At 73.0% G+C, this 21,644-nt stretch carries 19 protein-coding genes and 1 pseudogene; 14 read left to right on the top strand and 6 right to left on the bottom strand.

Going from position 1 to position 21,644, the window contains the following annotated elements:
- The first annotated feature begins 7 nt into the window (after positions 1–7).
- The 13 genes from BSZ37_RS14030 to BSZ37_RS13970 all read left to right on the top strand — a co-directional run bounded on the left by BSZ37_RS14030 (position 8) and on the right by BSZ37_RS13970 (position 13,786).
- Positions 8–541 (top strand): hypothetical protein, encoded by a 534-nt coding sequence (locus BSZ37_RS14030; RefSeq protein ID WP_143537668.1) that lies wholly within the window; start codon positions 8–10, stop codon positions 539–541.
- 13 nt (positions 542–554) lie between these two features.
- Positions 555–2,411 carry a T9SS type A sorting domain-containing protein gene (locus BSZ37_RS14025; RefSeq protein ID WP_095511153.1) on the top strand — a complete coding sequence of 619 codons (1,857 nt, stop codon included), beginning with the start codon at positions 555–557 and terminating at the stop codon, positions 2,409–2,411.
- Positions 2,412–2,415: 4 nt separating this feature from the next.
- Positions 2,416–2,685: a PID-CTERM protein-sorting domain-containing protein gene (locus tag BSZ37_RS14020; protein WP_095511152.1), complete on the top strand. Its 270-nt coding sequence runs from the start codon at positions 2,416–2,418 to the stop codon at positions 2,683–2,685.
- 70 nt (positions 2,686–2,755) lie between these two features.
- Positions 2,756–3,556: an undecaprenyl pyrophosphate synthase gene (locus BSZ37_RS14015; RefSeq protein ID WP_095511151.1), complete on the top strand. Its 801-nt coding sequence runs from the start codon at positions 2,756–2,758 to the stop codon at positions 3,554–3,556.
- 176 nt (positions 3,557–3,732) lie between these two features.
- The gene (gene bamA / locus BSZ37_RS14010; protein WP_095511150.1) at positions 3,733–6,216 is read left to right on the top strand and encodes an outer membrane protein assembly factor BamA; all 2,484 of its coding nucleotides are present in this window, start codon (positions 3,733–3,735) and stop codon (positions 6,214–6,216) included.
- 41 nt (positions 6,217–6,257) lie between these two features.
- The gene (locus BSZ37_RS14005) at positions 6,258–6,809 is read left to right on the top strand and encodes an OmpH/Skp family outer membrane protein (protein WP_095511149.1); all 552 of its coding nucleotides are present in this window, start codon (positions 6,258–6,260) and stop codon (positions 6,807–6,809) included.
- 39 nt (positions 6,810–6,848) lie between these two features.
- Complete coding sequence (locus BSZ37_RS14000) at positions 6,849–7,466, top strand: OmpH/Skp family outer membrane protein (protein ID WP_095511148.1); 618 nt, start codon at positions 6,849–6,851, stop codon at positions 7,464–7,466.
- Between the two features lie 124 nt (positions 7,467–7,590).
- Positions 7,591–8,427 (top strand): 3-methyl-2-oxobutanoate hydroxymethyltransferase, encoded by an 837-nt coding sequence (gene panB, locus BSZ37_RS13995; RefSeq protein WP_095511147.1) that lies wholly within the window; start codon positions 7,591–7,593, stop codon positions 8,425–8,427.
- A gap of 100 nt (positions 8,428–8,527) precedes the next feature.
- Positions 8,528–9,346 carry a 5'/3'-nucleotidase SurE gene (gene surE, locus BSZ37_RS13990; protein WP_095511146.1) on the top strand — a complete coding sequence of 273 codons (819 nt, stop codon included), beginning with the start codon at positions 8,528–8,530 and terminating at the stop codon, positions 9,344–9,346.
- Complete coding sequence (gene bcp, locus BSZ37_RS13985; protein ID WP_218830505.1) at positions 9,339–9,815, top strand: thioredoxin-dependent thiol peroxidase; 477 nt, start codon at positions 9,339–9,341, stop codon at positions 9,813–9,815. Before surE ends, bcp begins: the two co-directional genes overlap by 8 nt.
- A gap of 5 nt (positions 9,816–9,820) precedes the next feature.
- On the top strand, positions 9,821–11,545 hold the full coding sequence (locus BSZ37_RS13980; RefSeq protein ID WP_095511144.1) for a GAF domain-containing protein: 1,725 nt from the start codon (positions 9,821–9,823) through the stop codon (positions 11,543–11,545).
- On the top strand, positions 11,545–12,288 hold the full coding sequence (gene tpiA / locus BSZ37_RS13975) for a triose-phosphate isomerase (RefSeq protein ID WP_095511143.1): 744 nt from the start codon (positions 11,545–11,547) through the stop codon (positions 12,286–12,288). Before BSZ37_RS13980 ends, tpiA begins: the two co-directional genes overlap by 1 nt.
- Before the next feature lie 106 nt (positions 12,289–12,394).
- Entirely contained in the window at positions 12,395–13,786 is a 1,392-nt protein-coding gene (locus BSZ37_RS13970; protein WP_095511142.1) for a GWxTD domain-containing protein, read from the top strand.
- Between the two features lie 32 nt (positions 13,787–13,818).
- Here BSZ37_RS13970 and BSZ37_RS13965 read toward each other — a convergent pair whose 3' ends face one another.
- The 6 genes from BSZ37_RS13965 to BSZ37_RS13940 form a co-directional block, all read right to left on the bottom strand.
- Positions 13,819–14,118 (bottom strand): FmdB family zinc ribbon protein, encoded by a 300-nt coding sequence (locus BSZ37_RS13965; protein WP_179299646.1) that lies wholly within the window; start codon positions 14,116–14,118, stop codon positions 13,819–13,821.
- Between the two features lie 47 nt (positions 14,119–14,165).
- Complete coding sequence (locus tag BSZ37_RS13960; protein ID WP_095511141.1) at positions 14,166–16,901, bottom strand: serine hydrolase; 2,736 nt, start codon at positions 16,899–16,901, stop codon at positions 14,166–14,168.
- A 117-nt stretch (positions 16,902–17,018) separates the two neighbouring features.
- Positions 17,019–17,768, bottom strand: coding sequence for an SDR family NAD(P)-dependent oxidoreductase (locus tag BSZ37_RS13955; protein ID WP_095511140.1), 750 nt, complete (start codon positions 17,766–17,768; stop codon positions 17,019–17,021).
- The gene (locus BSZ37_RS13950; RefSeq protein ID WP_095511139.1) at positions 17,765–18,304 is read right to left on the bottom strand and encodes a fasciclin domain-containing protein; all 540 of its coding nucleotides are present in this window, start codon (positions 18,302–18,304) and stop codon (positions 17,765–17,767) included. The genes BSZ37_RS13955 and BSZ37_RS13950 overlap by 4 nt, the downstream gene beginning before the upstream one ends.
- Before the next feature lie 2 nt (positions 18,305–18,306).
- A complete protein-coding gene (locus BSZ37_RS13945; protein ID WP_095511138.1) occupies positions 18,307–18,894 on the bottom strand; it encodes a Maf family protein in 588 nt (195 codons plus the stop codon).
- 31 nt (positions 18,895–18,925) lie between these two features.
- Entirely contained in the window at positions 18,926–20,503 is a 1,578-nt protein-coding gene (locus BSZ37_RS13940; protein ID WP_095511137.1) for an apolipoprotein N-acyltransferase, read from the bottom strand.
- On the opposite strand from BSZ37_RS13940, the pseudogene BSZ37_RS22675 reads away from it, so the two are divergent.
- Positions 20,496–21,644: pseudogene (locus BSZ37_RS22675) on the top strand (ParA family protein); the annotation flags it as partial. The gene BSZ37_RS13940 and the pseudogene BSZ37_RS22675 sit on opposite strands and share 8 nt — an antisense overlap.

The following is a 21,644-nucleotide window of genomic DNA, read 5'->3' as shown; positions in this document are numbered from 1 at the left end:
GCCCTCCATGATCGCCCTCCGTCTCGCGCCGCTGGCGCTGCTCCTCATCGCCCCGCTCGCCGCGGCCCAGTCGCCCGTGTTCGAGGTCCGCGACGCCTCAGGGGCCACGCTCCACTTCGCCGTCAACGACGACGGGACCGTGACCTGCACCGACTGCATCTCGCCCGACGAGATCCGGGGTGGTCTCTTCAATGGAATGACGCGGGGCCGACTCTATTTGCGCAGCGAAGTTCGTTCGATAACATCGGGTGGCGCCGTTCTGACCGCCGTGGCGAGATGTGACTCTGTGGATCAGGTCCCTGTCACAGGTTCGTGTTTCATGCAGGGCATCCAGGAGGGCATGCCGTTGTCGTGGTCGCCTCTGGACTGGGAAGAGCCCACATTCCCAGCTGGATACATCTGTACGTACCAGAGTCGGACCGCGAGCACGGTCACGTTCCAGGCGCGGATCTGGTGCCTCGACGTGACGCTCGAGGCGGCCGCCCGCACGGTCGGCGACGGCCCGCTCGACCTCGGCGCCTCGCGCACCGGAGACCTCTAGGCCCGCGACCGTCATGCGCCACATCGCCCTGCTCCTCGTCCTCTTGGCCGTCCCGGCCCTCCCTCAAGCCGACGTTGCGGTATCCGGCACCGTCGTCCTCGACGGGTCCCGGGTCGTCGTGACCGGCGATCTGGTCGTGGAGAGCGGCGGGACGCTCGACGCGGCCTCCGGCGGCCTCACCTTCGGCGGCGCCGCCGTTAGCCAGCAGTTCTTCGACCGCGACGGGGACGGCCAGTTGTTCGTCGTGCAGGACCTCGCTTTCGACAACCCCGGCGGCGACGTGCTCGTCTACGTGGTCCCCCGGATCATGGGCGTGCTCGGGCTCTACGCGGGGTCGTACGCGTTCGAGGAGGGGCCGGCCACCCTCGCAGCGAAGGTCAGCGGCGGCGAGGTCGTCCGCCTCGGGGCCATCGACGGAGCGGGGGCCGAGCGGTCCGGCGACGCCATCGTCTACGAGCGGCCGTACGTCGACGGCGAGGGCTGGCGCATGATCGCGAGCCCGTTCGCGGGCGTCCCCTTCGCGAGCCTCAACGACGACTTCCACACGCAGGGTGCGGCGGGCGCGGACTACGAGGACGGCGACCCGATCCTCTACGCTTGGGACCCGGGGGCTCCCCCAGACGCCCGCTACGAACCCGTCTCCGACTACACGAAGGTGTTCCCGGCCGGCGTCGGGTTCTTCTTCTTCGCCTTCGATACCGAGGCGGACGGGGAGACGCCGATTCTGCCTGGGGTCTGGGACGTCGAGGGCGAGGAGAACGTCTCCGCGGGGGTCCCCATCCGGTACGAGGCGGAGGAGAGCCTGGCGAGCTTCAACCTGCTCGGCAACCCGTTCGCGGCCCCGCTCGACTGGCGGGCGGTCCAGGCCGCGGGGGCGTTCCAGACCACCTACGCCGTGTGGGACCCGGCGGCCAACGGCGGCGCTGGCAACTACGCCTACTACTCGCTGGCGGGGACGGCGACGGGTCGCGCCGGCCGCTACATCCCCGCCTTTCAGGCCTTCTGGGCTGAGGCCACGGACGCGTCGCCCGGAGAGCTCGCCTTCGACCGGTCGTGGAAGGCGGTCGGGGAGAGCCCGGTGTTCGTCGGGCGTCGGGCGCCGACGGCCGAGCTCCGGCTCCACGTCGAGGGCGAGGGGCTCGAGGCCACGGATCCCATCGCCGTGTTCCTCGACGGCGGGGCCGAGGGCGCCGACCGCTACGACGCGGCGTGGCTCGTCCCGCTCTCGCCCGACCACGTCGCCGCCCGGTTCGTCCGCGCCGACGGCGCCCCGCTCGTGTTCGAGGGCCGCCCCGCCGACGCCGACGGCCAGACGCTGGCGCTCGACGTCGCGGCGACGCGGACCGGCACCTACACGATCTCCTGGCCTGACCTCGACGCCGCGCCGTCGACGCCGCTCGCGCTCGTGGACCGGGAGACGGGCCAGACGATCGACCTCCGCGCGTCCGATTCCTACACGTTCACCCTGACCGGGACCGGGGCGGCCGGCCGTCGGCGGACCGCGTTGCCGGCCCTGCCCGCCACCACCGCGGCGCTCGCGTCCGAGCCCCGGTTCGTCGTCCGCTTCGGCGCGTCGGTCGAGGCGGAGGCAGGGGCGCCGACTGCGAACGACCTCGTCCTCCGCCCACCGGCGCCGAACCCGGCGCGCGAGCTCGTCCGGCTTGCCTACCAGACGGGGCGCTCCGGCCCCGTCCGCCTCGACGTGGTCGACGTGCTGGGCCGCCTCGTCGCCGTGATCGAGGACGCCGAGCGGCCGGCGGGCGACCACGCCGCGTCGTTCGACGCCTCTCGGGTGCCGGCCGGGGTGTACGTCCTCCGGCTCCAGGCCGCGGGCGTGACGCGGACGCGAGCGATCACCCTCGTCCGCTGAGCCCATGCGAGTTCTCGTCCTCATCTGGTTCGTCGTCCTCGGGCTCTCGTCGGCCGCCGCGCAGTCGGTCCCGAGTTGGGCCGCGCCGTCGCCCCCCGCTCCCCCCGCTACTCCGACCCAGTACCCGGGTGGGGCCCCGCCGCCGGCGGGCCCGCCGGCGCCGCCAGGGACGCCCACGCAATACCCGGCGACGGTGCCGATCGACGGCGGCCTCGGCCTGCTGGCCCTCGCGGGCGGCGCGTACGCCGTCTCGAAGCTCCGTCGGAGAGGGTAAGGGGGCGCGCCGGCGAGGGATTCGCAGGACCTCTCGCGACGCCGACGTGGCGCCGGGCTACCTTCCGGGCATGTCGTCCGAGACTCTCGACCAGCCCATCCAGCTCTCCGGCGCCGAGCAGACCGCGGCCGACCGGGAGGCGCAGGCCGCCCTCAGGGCGCGCGGGCCGATCCCGGCGCACGTCGCCTGCATCATGGACGGGAACGGGCGCTGGGCCAAGTCGCGCGGCAAGACCCGCGTGACGGGCCACCACGAGGGCGTCGTCTCCGTCCGCGACGTGACCGAGGCCGCGGCGCAGCTCGGCGTCGAGCACCTCACGCTCTACACGTTCTCGACCGAGAACTGGCACCGCCCGAAGGCCGAGGTCACGGCCTTGATGGAGCTGTTGGTGCGGACGCTCCGGCGCGAGGCCGAGAAGCTCCACCGCAACGGGATCCGACTCCACGCCATCGGCGACCTCGGACGCCTGCCGGCGCGCGGGCAGCGCGAGCTCCAGGAGGCCTTCGACCTCACGGCCGGCAACACGCGGATGACGCTGACGCTCGCGCTCAGCTACGGCTCGCGGTGGGAGATCACCGGGGCCGTCCGCCAGATCGCCGAGGCGGCCCGGGCCGGCCGCCTCGACCCGGCCGACATCACGGAGGAGACCGTCTCGGACGCGCTCCTCACGCGCGGCCTCCCGGACCCCGACCTCTTGGTCCGGACGGCCGGCGAGATGCGGCTGAGCAACTTCCTCCTCTGGCAGGTCGCCTACACGGAGCTCTACGTGACGGAGAAGTTCTGGCCCGACTTCCGGCGCGAGGCGCTCTACGAGGCCGTCCGGAGCTACCAGGATCGCGACCGCCGCTTTGGCCGCGTCGAGGGCGAGTAGGGGGGAAGCCGGTCCCCGGGCCGGGCGGTTGCAATAAGCCGTCCGGGGTGCCGTTCGGGACCCACGCGGTGAGTCCCCCCGGTTTTCGCCGTCTCTGCGCCCGTGCCCCTCGGGCCCCTCCGTACCCTCCGACGCCCCGTTTGGCCCCCCGGCCTGCTCTCGCCGCCGCGCTCCGCATGCTCCGATCGCTCGCCCCCGTGCGCGCCCTCGCCGTCTTCCTCGCCGCCGCCGTCGCGCCCGTGTTCGCGCAGACGCCGGCCGGCCCGCCCCCCCCGGCCCCGTCCTACGAGATCCTGTCGGTGTCGGTGGACGGCGCGCTCGACGAGAACAGCCACGCCCTCGTCCGCTCCATTAGCGGCCTCCGGCCTGGCCAGCGCGTGACGCTCCCCTGGGACCCCGCCTTCGGCGAGGCCGTCCGCAACCTTTACAGCCGCGGCGGCTACTCCGACGCCTCCGTCGAGGCGACCGAGGTCGCCGGCGACGGCGTGTTCCTCACGATCAACGTGACGGAAGAGCCGCGCCTCGCGTCGGTCGAGTACGAGGGACTCCGGTCGTCGACCATCGACGACCTCCAGCCGCAGATCCCGCTCCTCCGCGGGCGTGCCGTCCGCCCGTCCGACATCGAGCGGTCCGAGCTGGTCATCCGCGAGAAGCTCCGCGACGAGGGCTACCGACTCGCGACGGTCAACACGAGCCAGCGGATCGACGAGGACGGGCGCGTCGTCGTCACGTTCAACGTCGAGCGCGGCGAGCGCCAGTCGGTCGCCGACGTCCGGTTCGTCGGGAACGAGGTGTTCTCGGAGCGGACGCTCCGCAAGACGCTCTCGAACACACCCGAGAAGCGCTGGTGGCGGTTCTGGAAACGCGAGACGTTCGACGACGACGGCTTCCAGGAGGACCTCGCCAGCCTCGTCCGGTTCTACAACGACCGCGGTTACTACGGCGCCCGCGTCGTCAGCGACTCGGTGTTCACAGAGACGAACGGCGAGGGCGAGGAAGAGCTCGTGGTCCAGATCGAGGTCGAGGAGGGGCCGGAGTACCACATCCGCGACATCGTCTTCGAGGGCAACACGCTCTACACGGACGAGCAGCTCCAGTTCGCGCTCGGCCTCCAGCCCGGCGATGCCTACGACCGCACGCGGATCGAGCAGAACCTGTATTACACACAGGACAAGACGGACATCACGAGCCTCTACCAGGACCGCGGCTACTACGAGTTCTACATCGCGCCCGAGATCGTCGAGGCCCCGGGCGACTCGCTCGACCTCTACTTCGAGGTCACCGAGGGCGAGGTCTACGAGTTCGGCGAGGTCCGGATCGCGGGCAACACGCGGACGAAAGAGCACGTCATCCGCCGCGAGCTCCGGACGGTCCCGGGTCAGCCGTACAGCCGGCAGGCCATCGAGCGGAGCGTCCGCGAGCTCTCGACGCTGAACTACTTCGACCCGGCCAGCTTCGGCGCCGGCCCGACCATCAACGTCAACGAGGAGGACAAGACGGTCGACCTCGTCTACAACCTCGCCGAGACGTCGTCGGATCAGCTCGAGCTCTCGGGAGGCTACGGCGGCTCGGGCATCGGGCTGATCCTCTCGGCCCGCGTGACGTTCGCCAACTTCTCCGTCCAGAACCTCTTGGAAGGCTTCGACGGTGGGATGCCGACGGGCGACGGGCAGCAGCTCTCGCTCCAGGTCCAGACGTACGGCACGCGGGCGCAGATCTACTCGCTCTCGTTTACCGAGCCATGGTTCCGTGGCCAGGCCACACCGGCCGGGTTCGCCCTCTCGTACCGCCGCCAGGAGTTCTCCTCGCTGACCTCGACGACGCAGGGCCTCTACTCGACCGCGGGCGCCTCGGTGTTCTACCGGCAGCGGCTGAAGTGGCCCGACGACTTCTTCGTGACGGGGACGAACCTCGGCTACCGGCTCTACAACGTCCGGGGCCTGAGCTCCTCATTCCTCCCCGAGGGCGTGAGCCAGGAGGTCACGCTCAGCCAGTCGATCTCGCGCAACGCGCTCGACAACCCGACCTTCCCGCAGAGCGGGTCGCAGGTCGGCCTGACGGTGACGGTCGCCCCGCCGATCGGCGACTTTATCCAGTACCACAAGTGGGACCTCCAGACGGCGTTCTATACGCCGGTCGTCGGGCGGCTCACGGCGTCGGTCCGGACGCAGTTCGGCTACATCGGGTCGCTGACGGGCGACGACGTGCGGTTCCAGCGCTTCCTCGTCGGCGGCACGCCGTTGGAGGCGAGCGGGACGTCGAGCATCTCGCGCGGCTTCGGCAAGGACCTCGTGTTCCTCCGGGGCTACCCCATCGAGGCCATCGGTCCCCGCCAGAACGGGCAGAGCGTCGGCGGCCGGATCCTCAACAAGTACGAGGCGGAGCTCGGCATCCTCCTGTTCCAGACGCCGCAGCTCTCGCTCGCCCCGTACCTCTTCGCCGACGCGGCGAACACGTACAACGGGTTCGAGGACTACGACCCGTCCCGGCTGTACCGCGCCGCCGGCGTCGGCGCCCGGATCTTCCTGCCGATCCTCGGGCTGGTGGACCTGAACATGGGCTACCAGATCGACCCGTACGCGCCGCTGGACACGTCGGCCGGGGCCATTGAGGATGCCCAGCCCGGCTGGCGCTTCCAGTTCTCGCTCGGCGGGCGGTAGGCTTGCGGTCCTCCGTCTTCCTCGTCGCCCCATTGATCCCCATGCGCACGCCGATCGTCCTCGCCGCTCTCTTCGCTGTCCTCGCCGCGCCCGCGTCGCTGGCCCAGCAGACGATCGGGTTCATCGACTCGTCGACGATCCTGCCGCAGATGCCCGAGTTCCAGTCGGCCCAGCAGGAGCTCGACCGGCTCACGCAGCAGTGGCAGGCCGAGGTCCAGACCGTCGCGCTCGAGGCCGAGCAGATGGCGGACCGGTTCGCGGCCCGCGAGATCCTCTACACCGACGACGAGCGCGAGGCCCAGCTTGAGGCCATCGAGGCCAAGCGGGAGGAGCGCGACGCGCTGCGCAGCCGCTACTTCGGGCCGCAGGGCGAGCTCTTCCGCGAGCAGCAGACGCAGCTCCGCCCGGCCCAGGAGCGCCTCCTCGCGGCCATCGAGGTCGTCGCGGAGGAGGGCGACTACGACTACATCTTCGACCGGGCCGGCGAGTACCTCTTCCTCTACACCCGCCCCCGCAACAACGTGACCGACCTCGTGCTCGAAGAGCTCGGGATCGGGCTCGGCGCCGCCGGGCTCACCGGCACGAGCGGCTAAGACACGGCCGTTCACCCGACCGTCCCCCACGACATTCCCATGACCCTCCGCCGACTCCTCCTCCTCTCCTTCGCCGTCGCCCTCGCGCCGGCCGCCCTCGCGCAGCCGATGAAGGTCGGCTTCGTCGACACGGACCAGATCGTGATCCGGATGCCGGCCTTCGCCGACGTCCAGCAGCAGCTCCAGCAGCAGCAGCAGGCCGTCGGCCAGCGCGTGGCCGTGGTCCAGGACTCGCTCCAGCAGGTGTTCAACACGAAGCTCGAGGAGTACCAGACCTTCGACCAGAGCGCCGTGGCGACCGACGCCGCGCGCCAGGAGCGCCAGCAGGAGCTCCTCCAGATCCGCAACGACATCGAGCAGGCCGAGGTCCAGGGCCTCCAGTACCTCTCGTACGCCGAGGCCCGGCTCCTCCAGCCCGTCCTCAACCGGATCGACCAGGCCATCCAGGCCGAGGCCGAGGCGGGCGGCTACGACCTCGTGCTCCCGACGGTCGCCAACAACGCGCCCGTCTTCCTGTACCGGAGCGAGCGCGTCGACGACCTCACCGTGTCGATCATGAACCGGCTCGGGATCGACCCGAACGCCGCGCCGGTCGGCCAGCCGCAGCAGCCCCCGGCCCCGCCGATCGACCCGCCGAGCACCGGCGCCGGCCAGTAGGCCCGCCTCGGTGACCCGTCCGACGGGCGCCGCTTCTTCGGAGGCGGCGCCCGTTTTCGTTGGGGCCGGCCATGCCTCGGCGCGATGGACACCCCGTATCCTGTCCGGCCCTCTCCCGACCCCGATGAGCACCCAGACCGTCTCCGCCGACACCGCCGCCGACGTCCGCCGCGTCACGACGCAGACGCTCCAGGCCATGCGCGCCGAGGGGACGCCCATCGCCATGCTCACGGCCTACGACTACACGTCGGCCCGGCTCCTCGACGAGGCCGGAGTCGACGTGCTCCTCGTCGGCGACTCGGCCTCGAACGTGATGGCGGGCCACGAGACGACGCTCCCGATCACGCTCGACCAGATGATCTACCACGCCCAGTGCGTGGTCCGCGGCGTGAACCGCGCGCTGGTCGTGGTGGACCTCCCGTTCGGGGCGTACCAGGGGTCGAGCCGCGAGGCGCTCCGCTCGGCGATCCGCGTGATGAAGGAGACCGGGGCGCACGCGGTGAAGCTGGAGGGCGGGGCCGGCGTGCTCCAGTCCGTAAAGCGGATCCTCGGCGCCGGCATCCCGGTCATGGGCCACCTCGGCCTCACGCCCCAGAGCATCTACAAGTTCGGGACCTACAAGGTGCGGGCCCGCGACGTCGAGGAGGCCGACGCGCTCCGCCGCGACCTCCGCGCCCTCGCCGAGGCGGGCGCGTTCGGCGTCGTCTTGGAGAAGATCCCGGCCGAGCTGGCGGCCGAGCTGACCGAGAGCGTCGACGTGCCCACGATCGGGATCGGCGCCGGCGTCGGGTGCAGCGGGCAGGTCCTCGTGACGCACGACCTCCTCGGGCTGACGAAGGACTTCAACCCGCGCTTCGTCCGCCACTACGCCGACCTCGCCGGCACCGTCACCGGGGCGGTCGGGCGGTACGTCGAGGACGTCCGCCGGCGGGCGTTCCCTGGGGACGAGGAGAGTTACTAGACCGGTCGTCGGGGGCGCCGCCCCGGCCGGGGACCCTTCCGGACTCTCCATCCCCGCCGCGCCCGACCGGTGCGATCTTTCCGTCCCCTCTCCGCCGCCCGTGACCCGTCCTGACCCGCTCGACGCACCGGCCGACCGGCCGCTCGTCCTCGTCTCCAACGACGACGGGATTGACGCAGCGGGGATCGCGGCCCTCGCGGCGGCCCTCGACGGGATCGGCACGGTCGCCGTGGTGGCGCCGTTCGCCGAGCAGAGCGCCGTCGGCCACGCGATCACCGTCCGCGACCCGATGCGGGTCCACCCGTGGGTGTTCGACGGGCCGAGCGGGCCGGTCTGGGCCCGCGCCGTGACGGGCACCCCGGCCGACTGCATCAAGATCGCGGCGCAGCGGCTGCTCCCGCGCCCGCCCGACCTCGTCGTCTCCGGCATCAACCACGGGCCGAACACGGCCGTCAACGTGATGTACTCGGGGACGGTCAGCGCGGCGACGGAGGGGACGATCCTCGGCATCCCGTCGTTCGCCGTCTCCCACGACGCGTGGCGCCCGACGGACTTCGAGACGGCCGGCCACGTCGCCCGCCAGATCGCCGAGCGCGTCCTCGCAGGTGGGCTCCCCGACGGCGTGCTCCTCAACGTCAACGTGCCCGACGTCCCGCTCGGCGAACTCGCCGGGATCCGCACGACGCGGCAGGCGCGGGCGCGCTGGGAGGAGGAGTTCGAGGAGCGCTTCGACCCGACGCAGCGGCCCTACTACTGGCTCGGCGGCCGGTTCATCGACCTCGACGACGGCCCCGACACCGACCTCGCGGCGATCCGGGACGGCTACGTCTCGATCACGCCGCTCCAGCTCGACCTCACGGCGCACGCCCACCTCGACCGCGTCCGCGCCCTCACCGACTCGATCCCGACCGATGGCTGACATGCCCGCCCCCGGCGACCCCGCGCCGCCCTTCGAGGGGACCGACCAGACCGGCGAGACCGTCCGCCTCGCGGACTTCGCCGGCCGGCCGCTCGCCCTCTACTTCTACCCCAAGGACGACACGCCGGGCTGCACCAAGCAGGCCTGCAACCTCCGCGACAACCTCGGCGCCCTCGCCGAGGCGGGCGTGGCCGTCGTCGGCGTCTCGGCCGACTCGACCGAGAGCCACGAGCGGTTCGCCGACAAGTACGACCTCCCGTTCCCGCTCCTGGCCGACCCGGACCAAGACATTCTCGAGGCCTACGGCGCCTGGGGGGAGAAGAACCTCTATGGCAAAAAGTCGATGGGCATCAAGCGGACGACGTTCCTGATCGGCCCCGACGGCGTGGTCCTCCACGTGTTCAAGCGGCCCAAGACCGCCGCTCACGCCGAGGAGATCCTCGCCAAGCTCGACTCGCTCACCGCCTGACCGAGATGGACCGCCCCTCCCTCGACCCTGTGGACGGCGCGCCGGCCGCTCCCGCCGAAGTCGTCAGCGACGGGCGGGAGGCGGCCGTGCCCGACGACGTCTTCCGACGTGCGTTCCAGTCGTCGTTCGGTTTGGGGATGCTCCTCGAGGCGGACGGCGGCATCCGGGCGTTGAGCGATGCCGCATCCGCCTACTACTCGTCGCGTGGTGCGGCCCTCGGGACCTCCATTTACGACGCGCCGTGGTGGGACGAGCCCGACCGGGTCCGTGAGAGCGTTCATCTCGCGCGAGGCGGGGTGCTCGACCGGTTCTACGCGCCCGTGACCCGCGACGGCGCGCGCCGGACGCTCCTGGTGGACATCCAGAGCGTGGAAGGGCCCGCCGACGAGACGTGGCTTCTTTTCGAAGCGCGCGACGTCACGACGCTGCTCGCGTCGGAGCGCCAACTCCACGATCTCAACGCGCAACTCGATCGCGAGCGGGCGCTCCTTCGGGCCGTCATCGACGCGACCCCCGACGCCCTCTGCGCCGTCGACGCCGATGGGAGGCTGTCGGTCGTGAACGAGGCGTGGCGGAGGACGGCGGCTGCTACCCTGCCCGAGACCCCGTCGATCGGAGAGGACCACGCCGGCACGAGTCCCCAATCGGAGGCGTGGCGGCGAGCGCTCAATGGCGACGCCGTCCGCAAGCGGATCGCTGTCAGGTCGGCCGAGGCTCCCCGATGGTTCGACGCGTCGTTCGTCCCCGTGCGTACGGCCGACGGGCGGGTCGCCGGGGCCGCCCTCGTCGGGCGCGACGTGACGGCCGAGGTCGACGCCGCGCGGCTGCACGTCGCGCTCAAGGGCGCCAGCGCCCACCCGGTGACGCTCCACCCCGACGGTCGAGTCGAGGCGCCGGGCCTGCTCGATGACGTGGTCTCGCTCGACGCGATAGTCCACCGGATGGACGCTGCCGAGACGCTCCGGGAGTCGTTTGAGCAGGCGCTGGCCGAGCCTGGGAGCGCCGTGGACCTCCCGTTCCATCTCGACGGAGTCCCGTATCGGCTGAGGGGGCGCTCCATCGCTGTGGGGGAGGAGGTACGGATCAGCGGCGTCGTGTACCGGGGCGAGGCTCTGCCCGTTGAGACGGCCGAGGACCGGTGGGCCGACCTCCTCGCGAACGCCGGGTGGGGCGGCGCCCAGCCGGTCGAGTTGGTTCCAACGGCGGAGGCCGGAGGCCCCCCTGACGCGACCCGCGTGGCGGGCCGGGTCTCCGCGCTCCGCCGGACGGCGCTCCTCGACTCGCCGCCGTCCGAGGCGTTCGACACCCTCACGCGTCTCGTGTCGGAGTCGCTCGGCGTGCCGGTCTCCCTGATCTCCCTCGTCGACGAGGACCGGCAGTTCTTCAAGAGCCAGGTCGGCCTCGGTGGCGCCGTGGCCGACGCGCGCGAGACGCCGCTCACGCACTCGTTCTGCCAGCACGTCGCCAACGAACGGCGCCCGCTGGTCGTGGCCGACGCCCGTCAGTCGACGCGCCTCGCCGGCAACCCCGCCATCGACGACCTCGACGTGGTGGCCTACCTCGGCGTGCCCGTCGCGGCCCCCGACGGCCACGTCATCGGCGCCCTCTGCGCCATCGACCACGAGCCCCACGACTGGACCGAGGACGACGTCCGCGCCCTCTCGTCGCTCGCCGAAGTCGTCACGGCCGAGGTCGCCGCCCACTCCCCGAACTCACCCGATCGACTCTGATGCTTGTCGCTGGAAACTGGAAGATGAACCTCGGCCACGCCGACGCGGTCGGCCTTGCGGCCGACGTCGTGCAGGTCACGGCCGACGCGACCGACGCAGTCGGCGTGGCGGTCTGCCCGCCCGCCGTGTGGCTCGACGCCGTCGCCGAGCGCCTGCGCGACAGCGGGGTCCGCCTCGGCGCACAGAACGTCCACCCCGAAGAGTCTGGCGCGTTCACGGGCGAGGTGTCGCCGCCGATGCTCCGGGACCTCGGCGTCCACTACGTCATCGTGGGCCACTCCGAGCGCCGCCAGCTCTTCGGTGAGACGAGCGCGTTCGCCGCCGAGAAGGTGCGCTCGGCCCAGGCCGCCGGCCTCGTCCCGATCCTCTGCGTCGGCGAGACGCTCGACGAGCGGGAGGCCGGCGACGCCGAGGCAACGGTGCTCGACCAACTCGCGGCGTCGCTCGACGGCGTCGAGGCGGGCGACCTCGTCGTCGCCTACGAGCCGGTCTGGGCCATCGGCACGGGGCGGACGGCCTCGCCGGAGCAGGCGCAGGCCATGCACGCGGCGATCCGCGGCGCGCTGGCCGATCGGTTCACCGGCGGCGACGGCATCGAGATCCTGTATGGCGGGAGCGTCAAGCCGGGCAACGCGGCCGAGCTGTTCGCCCAGCCCGACCTCGACGGAGCGCTCGTCGGCGGCGCGAGCCTCGACGCCGAGTCGTTCGCGGCGATCGTGGCGGCGGCGCGGGAGGCCCGGTAGCGGCCGGCGCCGGGATCCGCGGATGGGGCATCTGCCGTTCGGGCGGAGGCCGCGGGTCCCGTGCGGTCGGTTCCCTTTCTCACCGTCGCGTCCCGCACGCCCCTCCATGACGAGCTGCCGTCTCGGCCTCTGCGCCCTCCTCGCGGGGTTGGCGGGGCTCGCCGGGTGCGCGGGGTCCGGCCCGGCCCGGCCTCCTCTCGACGCGGGCGCCGCCGCGTACCGGGCCGGCGAGCCCGTGTTCGTCCTCGACGCCGTCGCCAGCGTCCGCGACGACGCGCCCGGCCTCGACGTGTACCTCGGCGTCCCGCCCGCCTCCCTCGTCTTCCGCCAGACCGCCGACTCCCTCACGGCTGTCGCCGGATGGATCGTGACGGTCGAGCAGGAGGGGGGCGCCCCGCGCTCCGCGTCTCCGCGCGACACCTTCCGGGTGGGCACGTCGGACGCGGCACGGTCGGCCGTCCCAGAATGGCGGGTCGAGCGGTTCGACGTGCCGCCCGGCGAGTACGTCGTCCGCGCCGTGTTGGAGGATCTGACGAGTGACCGGACCGCCGAGCGGCGGCTCGACCTCCGGGTCCCGCCTCCGTCCGGTGCGCCCGCTCTCGGCGGCCTCCGCCTCGAAGCCGAGGCCGTCGACGGCGCTGTCGATCCCGTCGACGCGTCGTCGGTCCCGGCCGGGCTCGACTCGCTTCGCGCCATCGTCCAGGCGACCGGCGTGCCCGACGGCGCGACGACGGAGCTCTCGGTCGTCCGCGTCCGCGCCGACGACGAGCCGGCCCAGCGGCTCGACGGGTTAACGCCCAATCAGGCGAGCCTCGCCGCGCGCGGCGTCGACCTGTCAGACGTCGACACCGTGCAGGCCGTCCGCCAAACGATCCTCAACCCGTCCGAGGCGCTCGATGTGGAGGCGCCGCTCCCCGCGCTCGGGCCCGGCGTGTACCGTGCCCGCGTCCGCCTCGTCGCGCCCGACGGGACGCCGCTCGACGAGTCCGACCGGCTGTTCGTCGTCCGCCGCCGTGATTACCCGCTGGTGACCCGCCTCGGCGACCTCGTGGGCCCGCTCGTGTACGTCGCCACGCCCGGCGAGCTCGACCCGCTCGTCGAGGCGGAGGACCCCGAGGCGCTGCGCCGCGCGTTCGACCGGTTCTGGGGCGAGGAGATGGACGACCGACGATTGGCGGCGGCCACGGTCCGCGCCTACTACGAGCGGGTCGAGGAGGCCAACCGACTGTTCGCGACCTACAAGGACGGGTGGAAGACGGACCCCGGGATGCTCTACGTCCTGCTCGGCGCGCCGCGCTACGTCGAGGCGACCCCGACCGGCGAGCGCTGGAGCTACGCCATCGGCGGGGGCCAGCCGTCCGTGTTCGTGTTCGAGCGGACGGCCGGGCGCATCTACGAGAACGCTCCGTTCCGCGTCCTCACGCTGGAGCGGAGCCGCGTGTACCACGACCTGTTCCGCCGGCTCCAGCGTCAGTGGCGCACCGGCATCGTGCCGTAGCTCCCTCCGCCTCGACGCCGAGGCGGCGCGGGTCAGTCGTCAGAGGACGCCGCCTTCGTCGCGGGCTTCGACTCCTTCTTTTTCGGCTCGGCCTTTTTCGAGTCGCCGTCGCCGGACGACTCGCCCTTCGACTCGGACGATCCGTCCTTGCCCTTGCGGGCGTAGTCGGTGAGGTAGAAGCCGTCGCCCTTGAACTGGAGGCCGGCGCCGCCGGAGATCACGCGCTGGACGGGCGCGCCGGTGTCCGGGTCCTCGGTGAGCGCGGGGTCGGAGATCTTCTGGAACACCTCGAACGTGGTCCCGTCGGGACGGCGGTAGACGTAGGTCGGCATGGGGAGTCGGTGGGGCGGGGGGATCCCCCGGGTGGGGGAGTCGGGCTCTAGCGGCGGGCGACGCGCGGGAGGTCGGCGGGGACGGGGCCGAAGCCCCACGCCTGGGCCGCCTCGCCCGGCGGCGTGCGGACCGCCCCGGCGACGGCGTCGGCCAGCGCGGGGCGGACCTCTCGGATCCGGGTGTTCCGGCGCGACGGGTTGACCCGGTTGGTCAGGAGAACGACGAAGAGGTTCTGGTCGGGGTCGATCCAGATCGAGGTCCCGGTGAAGCCGGTGTGGCCGAACGACCGCGGCCCGAACTCGTCGCCGGCCGACGTGTCGCCGTGGTTGACCATCCACCCGAGGCCGGTGGGGTACGTGCTCCGGAGGCGGACGCGCTCGGTGAACTCGTCGATGGTCGTCCGGCGGAAGAGGCGCGTGCCGTAGCCCTCGCCACCGTTGGCGAGCGTGAACGCGAACCGGGCCATGTCGGAGGCCGTCGAGAACAGGCCGGCGTGGCCGGCGACGCCGTCGAACACCGAGGCGGCCTCGTCGTGGACCTCGCCCTGGAGGGTCCGCCCGCGCCAGACGTCGTCGCGCTCGGTCGGCGCCGCGTCCGGGTCGCGGACGCCGACGGGCCGGAAGCCGGTGCTCCGCATCCCCAGCGGCTCGAACACGGCCTCGTCGAAGAGCCGGTCGATGGGCTCGCCGGTGATCGACTGGAGGACCTCGCCGAGCACGATCATGTCGAAGTCGCTGTAGCGCGAGCGGGTCCCGGGCGGGTACTGGAGCGTGTCGGCGTAGATGAAGTCGAGGGCTGCGCGGCGGTCGAGGAGGCCGTGGGCGTAGAACGGGTACCACGGCCGCTGGCCGGCCGAGTGGGAGAGGAGTTGGCGGACCGTGACGTACTGCTTGCCGAGCGGCCGGAACCGCGGGAGGTAGTCGGCGACGGGCGCGTCGAGGTCGAGCCGGCCGTCCTCCACGAGCCGCATCGCGGCGGCCGTCGTCCCGACGACCTTCGTGAGCGAGGCGAGGTCGTAGGGGGTGTCGGGCGTCGTCGGGGCGCCACCCCGCGTGAGCTGGCCGTAGCCCCGGAGCCGAAGGAGGACGCCGTCGCGGCCGACGGCGACGGCCCCGCCGGGGAACGCGCCCGAGCGGAGCGCCCGCTCCATGACGGCGTCGACGCGGGCGGCCGCCTCGGCGTCGAGGCCGGCCTCCTCGGGGGCGCCCGACCGGAGCGCCTGCTGGCGGTAGCGGACGCCGTCGCCAGCGGCGGCCAGTCCGGCCACGCCGTGCGGCAGCGAGCCGGCGACCTCGATCTGTCCGGCGATGGCCTGCGCCGCCGCCATCTGCGCCGTCGCCGAGCGGTCGTGGGCGACGACGAACGCCTCGGGCCGGCGCAGTCCCGCGGCCAGCCGCGCGTCGCCGAAGGCCACGAGGACCGCGGGCGTGCGGTCGTTGAGGGCGCGCACGAAGGCCCGGTGCCGCGCCGAGAGCTCCCCGTCGGTGTCGGGGAACGCGGCGAGGACGACCACGTCGGCGTCGCCGGCGGCGTCGAGGGCGTCGGCGTAGCGGGCCGGTTCCGTGCCGAGGCCGAGGCGGGCGTAGGAGGCGGGGCGGTCGGGCGAGAGGCCGTCGGCGAGCGCGTTGGCGAAGTAGAGCCCACGCTCGGCGTCGGCGGACGGGTCGAGGAGGACGGTGAACACGGGGCCTCCTGCCGGCCCGACGAGCGGGAGCAGGCCCTGCTCGCGTTGGATGACCGTGACGCTCCGCCGTGCGACCTCGGCGGCGAGGAGGTCCGAGCGGTGGAGGAGCGAGGCCGAGGGCGTCCGCCACGGGTCGATCTGGAGGCCCCCGCCGGTGCCGTCCGCGCCCCGGCGGGACGGCGGGGCCAGCTCGAGGCCGCTCCACACCTTCGCCGCGAGGACCCGCCGCGAGGCGTCGCGGACCCGCTGCGCGTCGAGCGTGCCCATGCGGAGCGCGCGCGCGAGCGAGTCATAGGCCGCGCGTGGCGAGGCCGAGACGATCTGGTCGGCTCCGTCCTCGATGGCAGCGACCGCGCCCTCGCCGAGGCGGCCTACCTCGGCGACGACGAGCCCGTTGTAGCCATTCCGCTGCTTCACCTCGGTCACCAACGCCGGGCTCGCCACGTGGACCTCCATCAGCCCCGCGCTGGCGAGGGCGTCAAGGGCGTCGAGGCCAGTCTCGTCGAGGAGCCGGGCGGAGGGGAGCACCCGCCCCTCACGGAGGCCCCGGACGAGGGCCTGCTCGACATCGCCGCCGGGCGTCGGGCCGAAATCGGAGGCGCCGGCGGCGAGGACGAGTGCGGTGCCGGGGGTCTGGATGCCGAGTCCGCGCGCGGCCTGCGCGCGCGCCTTCCCCGTCATGAACGCGAGGTCCGGACGGCCGCTCGCCGCGAGCTGGCGGGCCGCCGCCGTCGTGGGGCCGTCGAACGTCGGCCGCTCCGCCTCGGTCTCGAGCGCGACCGGGAGCGGGGCAGAGGCCTGCCACGCGCGCAGCCGGCGGAGGTGCGCCTCCGTCGATCGCGGCGACACCACCACACGCCCTACGCGACCCGCTCGTACGGCGGCGTCCAACCCCGGCGCGTCGTCGGGGGCGGCGATCAGCTGGCCGATCGCCGCGTCGAGCGACAGCGTGTCGGCGACGCGCGCGGCGGGCGACTCCGCACGCGTCCAGGGCGCGGGGACCGTCGCCCGTGGCGCGGTGACGGGGACGGTGGTGGAGGACCAGAGGGCCGCCCAGGCGAGCCCGATGGCCACGGCGACCTTGACGAGGAAAGACATGCGGGTGCGGGGTCCGGGGGGACGCGCCATCGGGTGGCAAGGTAGCGTCCAGAGCCACCTCGAACGGGCGCCTTTTCCGAACGGGAGACCGGGGCTCGACCGTGCGCCGGTTCGGGGTTAGCGCGGCCGGACGGTCGCGAAGCCGCCGTCGACGGACAGCGTCTGGCCCGTGACCCACCCGCTCGCGTCGCGGTTGAGGAGGAACGCGAGTGCGTCCCTGAGGTCGTCGGGCTCGCCGATCCGCCCGAGCGGGTGGAGCTTCGCCGACGCCTCGACGGCCTGCTCGGTCGCCACGAGCCGGCCCGCGAGCGGCGTCCGCACGAGCCCGGGCGCGACGGCATTCACGCGGACCCCCTTCGGGGCGTACGTCGCCGCCGCGGCACGAACGAGCCCTTCGACGCCGGCCTTCGCCGCGGCGATCGCTTCGTGGTTCGAAAGCCCGTAGCGGCCGGCCACGCTCGACATCAGCACGATGGACCCGCCCTCCGGGTCGCGGTTGCTCTGCATCGCCTTCGCCGCCGCGCGGACGAGGTAAAAGGCCGTCTTGAGGTTCATGGTGAGCGTCTCGTCGAACTCGTCGGGCGAGGTCGCGTGGGCCGGCTTCAGGAGGATCGACCCGACGAGGTTGATCGCCCCGTCGATCCGCCCGTACTCCTTGACGGCCGCGTCGACCAGTCCGGAGACGGCGTCGGCGTCGGTCGCGTCGAGCGTGAACGCCTTGGCGCCGGTCTCGTCGGCGAGCGCGCTGAGGCGGTCGGCGTCGCGGGCGCCGAGGACGACGGTGGCGCCGTCGGCGGCGAGCCGCCGCGCGAGGGGCGCACCGATGCCGCCGGTCCCGCCGAGGAGGAGGTAGATGGGAGCGCTCATGGCTGGAGGACGGTGTCGATGACGTGGACCACGCCGTTGTCGGCGTCGAGGTCGGCGTCGGTGATCTGGGCCGTGGTGCCGCCCGAACGGACCGCCAAGCCACCGTCCTGTTCGAGGAACGCGAGCTCCGTCCCGGCCATGGACTCGATCGAGAGCTCCGGGAAGACGTCGACCGACAGCATCCGCGTGGGGAGCGCGTGGGCGAGGAGCGCCTCACGAGCCGCGTCGGGATTCGCCTCCAGGGCTGCGATCGCATCGTCGCCGAGGACGGCGAACGCGTCGTCGGACGGAGCGAAGAGGGTGTAGGCCGTCGAGGTGTCCGCGAGCGTCTCGTTCAGTCCGGAGGCCTGGAGGAGTCGGGCGAGCGTGCGGAGGCGGGGGCTGGTGCTCACGATGTCCGCGACCGACTGGCGGCCCGCGTCGTCGGGCGGGGTGAGGACCGTCGTCGTGTCGGAGGGCGCCGGGTCCGCCTCGGGAGCGGAGTCGGAGCAGCCGGCGGTGAGGGCCGCGAGCAGCAGCGTGAGGGCGAGGCGCATGGTCAGGCGAGCGAGACGAGGTCGGGGACGAAGGCGCGCAGCGTGGCGTAGAGCCGGCGCAGCGGGAGGCCGACAACGTTGAAGTAGTCGCCGTCGATCCGCTCCACGAACACGGCCCCCAGGTCGTCCTGGATCCCATACGAGCCCGCCTTGTCGCGCGGCGAGCCCGTCGCGACGTAGGCCGCGATCTCGTCGTCCGTCAGGTCCGCGAACGTGACGTGGGTGCGTTCGAACGCCGTCGTCTCCCGTCCCCCGAGCCGAAGCGCGATCCCGGTCGCGACCGTGTGCGTGCGCCCGGCGAGCCGGCGGAGGGTCCGGGCCGCCTCGGCGTCGTCGGCGGGCTTGCCGAGGACCTCGCCGTCGAGGACCACGACGGTGTCGGCGGCCAGGACGAGCGCGCCGTCGGGCGGGAGGGCGCGGGCCTTGCGGAGGGCGACCTCGGCGGCGGCGGGGCCCGGGTCGAGGCCCTCCGGCCACGTCTCGTCGGCGTCGGTGGGGCGGACGCCGAACGTGAGCCCGAGGCGGGCGAGGAGGTCGCGGCGCCGCGGCGAGGCGGACGCGAGGACGAGCGGGCAGGCGAGGGCGATCATGGGCACGCGGGGTCGCCCCAAGATCGCTCGCCTAGTACGCCGGGCGGGCGGCGGGCCGGGTGCCCGGCTTCCGGATCCCGACGAGCTCCGGGGCGAAGATCGTCAGCCCGATCGCGCCGAGGTTGTAGATCAGCCCCAACACGAGAGCCCATCGGCCGAGCCAGTCGCCGTGGCGGACGTAGTACGTCGAACCCCGGTAGGTCGGGACCTGGATCGGCTCCACGTCCTGGTCCATCCAGCCGGCGATCTCTTCGATCTCGCCCGTCGGGTGGATCAGGGCCGAGATCCCGCTCACGGTCGAGAGCACGACGGCGCGGCGCGACTCGATGGCCCGGAGCCGCGTGAACTGGAGGTGCTGGTAGAGCCCTGCCGAGCGCCCCCAGAGGTCGTTCCGCGAGAGGACCACGATGAGGTCGGCGCCGTCGGCGGTGAACTGGCGGACGTGGTCGCCGAAGATGGACTCGAACCCGACCGTCGTCGCGATCTCGGCGCCGTCGGCCTGGAACAGCACGCGGTCGGTGCCGGCGGCCGACTTGGCGTCGGCGAACGGGACCGACCGCATCTGGTCGTAGCGCACCATCGGCTTGCCGGGGCGGATCAGGATGGCCGAGTTGGCGAGGTCGCCGGGCTTGGGGGCGCGCCGGCCGCGTTCGACGCCGTCGCCTGCCGTCTGCGCGCCCGCGAGGAGCGAGACGCCTCGGGCGCCGGCCCACCGCTGGAGCCGGTCGTAGAGCTGCCGTTCTCCCTGGTCGGTTCCCATGAACGGGAGCGACATCTGCGGCCAGATCAGGAGGCCCACCGGCGGCGTCGGTGCGATGGCAGGAGCCGTGGAGTCGCCGACGGGGAGGGCGGGGGCGAGTATGTCGTCAGAGAGGCTCGCGAGGTGATCGACCTTGACCGTGGCGGTCTGCCGGTCCCAGGTCCCGGGCGCCACGCCGGGCTGCACGATGCCGACGGTGGTGAAGCCCGCGGGCACGTCGGCCTGGGCCGTCCGGACGCTCCCGTAGGCCACGGGCAGGGCGACGAGGGCCGTGAAGACCGCCATCGAGGCGCCGCGCTCGCCGTAGCGCTCGCCGGGCTGGCCCGACCGCGGGAGGGCGAGGAACGCGGTCCCGTTGAGGAGGAGGACCCAGAGGCTGAGCAAGAGGACGCCGCCGACGTCGGCCATCTGGATGAACTCGACGGCGTCGGCCTGGGTGTGCCCGAGGAGCAGCCACGGCACGGAGATGCCCATCGACAGGGTCAGGAACTCAGCCGCGACCACGTTGAACGCGAGTGACGCGAGGCCGGGGAAGATCCCGAGGCGCTCCTTGACGAGGTTCGCGAGCCCGAACGCCGCCACGAGCGGGAGCGGGACGATGAAGAGGCTCACGCCCCCAAGGGCCGCCGTCTGGGCGTCCGGGTTGAAGAGGAGCCAGAACCCGACGCAGCAACTCGTGGTCAGGAGCAGGGCGTAGAGCTCCCGGATGTAGTCGACGCTCGGCCGACGGTGGGCCCAGCGTGCGATGAGCGGGACGAGACCGATCCACGCGAGCGGGTAGACCCCGAGGGGGGGGAGGCTGAGGGCGAGGAGCAGCGCGCCGGTCAGGGACCACCCGAAGGTGCTCAAGGGGGGCGGCTGCGGGCGCTTGCGGGGAACCATCGGGCCGAGGTGGTGGCCGCTCCGGTATCGGAGGGTTCCCCCGGCCCTTAAACGCTTCGGGACCGCGTCGCCCGCCTCCGGTCCGGAGTCGGGGACCGGCCTATCTTCCCGATTCTCGCCCGCCCGGCTCACCGTGCCCGTTCTCACTGTCTGCAACCACAAAGGGGGTACCGGCAAGACCACGTCGTCGATCCACCTGGCCGCCGCCCTCGGCCGCCAGGGACGACGCGTGCTCGTCGTCGACCTCGACCCCCAGGGGTTCCTCACGCGCATGCTCGGCGCGCCCGACCCCGAGCCGGAGCACTCGGCGCTCGGCCTCCTCGACGCCACCGCCGACCTCCGCACGTTCCCGGTCCACTCGGTGAGCGGGTTCGACCTCGTCGGCTCATCGATGGCGCTCACGAAGGCGCTCCGCCGCCTGACGCGCCCGACCGACGTCCTGTGGCTGCGCGAGACGGTCCGCGCCGGACACGACTACGACCTCATCCTGGTCGACACGGCCGCCGCGCTGTCGGTCTACACGATGAACGCCCTCGTCGCCAGCGACCACGTCGTGGTCCCGGTGACGCCGGAGTACCAACCGGTCGTGGGGGCCGAGCAGACGTGGCAGACGGCCGGCCTCGTCCAGGACAAGCTGAACCCGGCGCTCGCCACGCCCCGGTTCCTCCTCACCCAGGTCGACGCGCGGCTCAACCGGCACGCGCGCTACGCCGAGTACCTCCGCGCCAAGTATGGCGAGGCCGTCCTCTCGACGGCCATCCGGACGTCGTCGTCGCTTGCAGTGGCCAGCCGCGACGGGCGGACGGTCTTCGACGCGCGCCACACGACGCGCGGGGCCGTCGACTACATGGCGGCGGCGGAGGAGATCGCCGGCTACGTGTTCGGCGACGTCCCGGTCCCGGAGGCCCCGTCGACGGAGGCCGGGCCGGCCCCGCCGGTGGAGGGCGCCGCCGGCGGTCGTCCGGCTCCGGCCGCCTCGGCGCCGACGCCGAGCCCACCCCAGACGGCCCCCGAGGCGGAGCCCGTCGCGTCGATGCCGGCGTCCCCGCCTGCGAGCCCGCCGGCGACCGTTCCCCCGGCGTCCAACGGAGCCCCCGTGTTTTCCCTC

The sequence above is a fragment of the Rubrivirga marina genome, from assembly GCF_002283365.1.
In the GTDB taxonomy this organism is placed as follows: Bacteria; Bacteroidota; Rhodothermia; order Rhodothermales; family Rubricoccaceae; genus Rubrivirga; species Rubrivirga marina.
This window is presented reverse-complemented; position numbering and strand designations above follow the sequence as displayed.

Bases quoted from the DNA above. Each gene is read 5' to 3' on its own strand.
- BSZ37_RS14030 (WP_143537668.1), top strand. From the start codon at position 8: ATGATCGCCCTCCGTCTCGCGCCGCTGGCGCTGCTCCTCATCGCCCCG.
- BSZ37_RS14025 (WP_095511153.1), top strand. From the start codon at position 555: ATGCGCCACATCGCCCTGCTCCTCGTCCTCTTGGCCGTCCCGGCCCTC.
- BSZ37_RS14020 (WP_095511152.1), top strand. From the start codon at position 2,416: ATGCGAGTTCTCGTCCTCATCTGGTTCGTCGTCCTCGGGCTCTCGTCG.
- BSZ37_RS14015 (WP_095511151.1), top strand. From the start codon at position 2,756: ATGTCGTCCGAGACTCTCGACCAGCCCATCCAGCTCTCCGGCGCCGAG.
- bamA (WP_095511150.1), top strand. From the start codon at position 3,733: ATGCTCCGATCGCTCGCCCCCGTGCGCGCCCTCGCCGTCTTCCTCGCC.
- BSZ37_RS14005 (WP_095511149.1), top strand. From the start codon at position 6,258: ATGCGCACGCCGATCGTCCTCGCCGCTCTCTTCGCTGTCCTCGCCGCG.
- BSZ37_RS14000 (WP_095511148.1), top strand. From the start codon at position 6,849: ATGACCCTCCGCCGACTCCTCCTCCTCTCCTTCGCCGTCGCCCTCGCG.
- panB (WP_095511147.1), top strand. From the start codon at position 7,591: ATGAGCACCCAGACCGTCTCCGCCGACACCGCCGCCGACGTCCGCCGC.
- bcp (WP_218830505.1), top strand. From the start codon at position 9,339: ATGGCTGACATGCCCGCCCCCGGCGACCCCGCGCCGCCCTTCGAGGGG.
- BSZ37_RS13980 (WP_095511144.1), top strand. From the start codon at position 9,821: ATGGACCGCCCCTCCCTCGACCCTGTGGACGGCGCGCCGGCCGCTCCC.
- tpiA (WP_095511143.1), top strand. From the start codon at position 11,545: ATGCTTGTCGCTGGAAACTGGAAGATGAACCTCGGCCACGCCGACGCG.
- BSZ37_RS13970 (WP_095511142.1), top strand. From the start codon at position 12,395: ATGACGAGCTGCCGTCTCGGCCTCTGCGCCCTCCTCGCGGGGTTGGCG.
- BSZ37_RS13965 (WP_179299646.1), bottom strand. From the start codon at position 14,118: ATGCCGACCTACGTCTACCGCCGTCCCGACGGGACCACGTTCGAGGTG.
- BSZ37_RS13960 (WP_095511141.1), bottom strand. From the start codon at position 16,901: ATGTCTTTCCTCGTCAAGGTCGCCGTGGCCATCGGGCTCGCCTGGGCG.
- BSZ37_RS13955 (WP_095511140.1), bottom strand. From the start codon at position 17,768: ATGAGCGCTCCCATCTACCTCCTCCTCGGCGGGACCGGCGGCATCGGT.
- BSZ37_RS13950 (WP_095511139.1), bottom strand. From the start codon at position 18,304: ATGCGCCTCGCCCTCACGCTGCTGCTCGCGGCCCTCACCGCCGGCTGC.
- BSZ37_RS13945 (WP_095511138.1), bottom strand. From the start codon at position 18,894: ATGATCGCCCTCGCCTGCCCGCTCGTCCTCGCGTCCGCCTCGCCGCGG.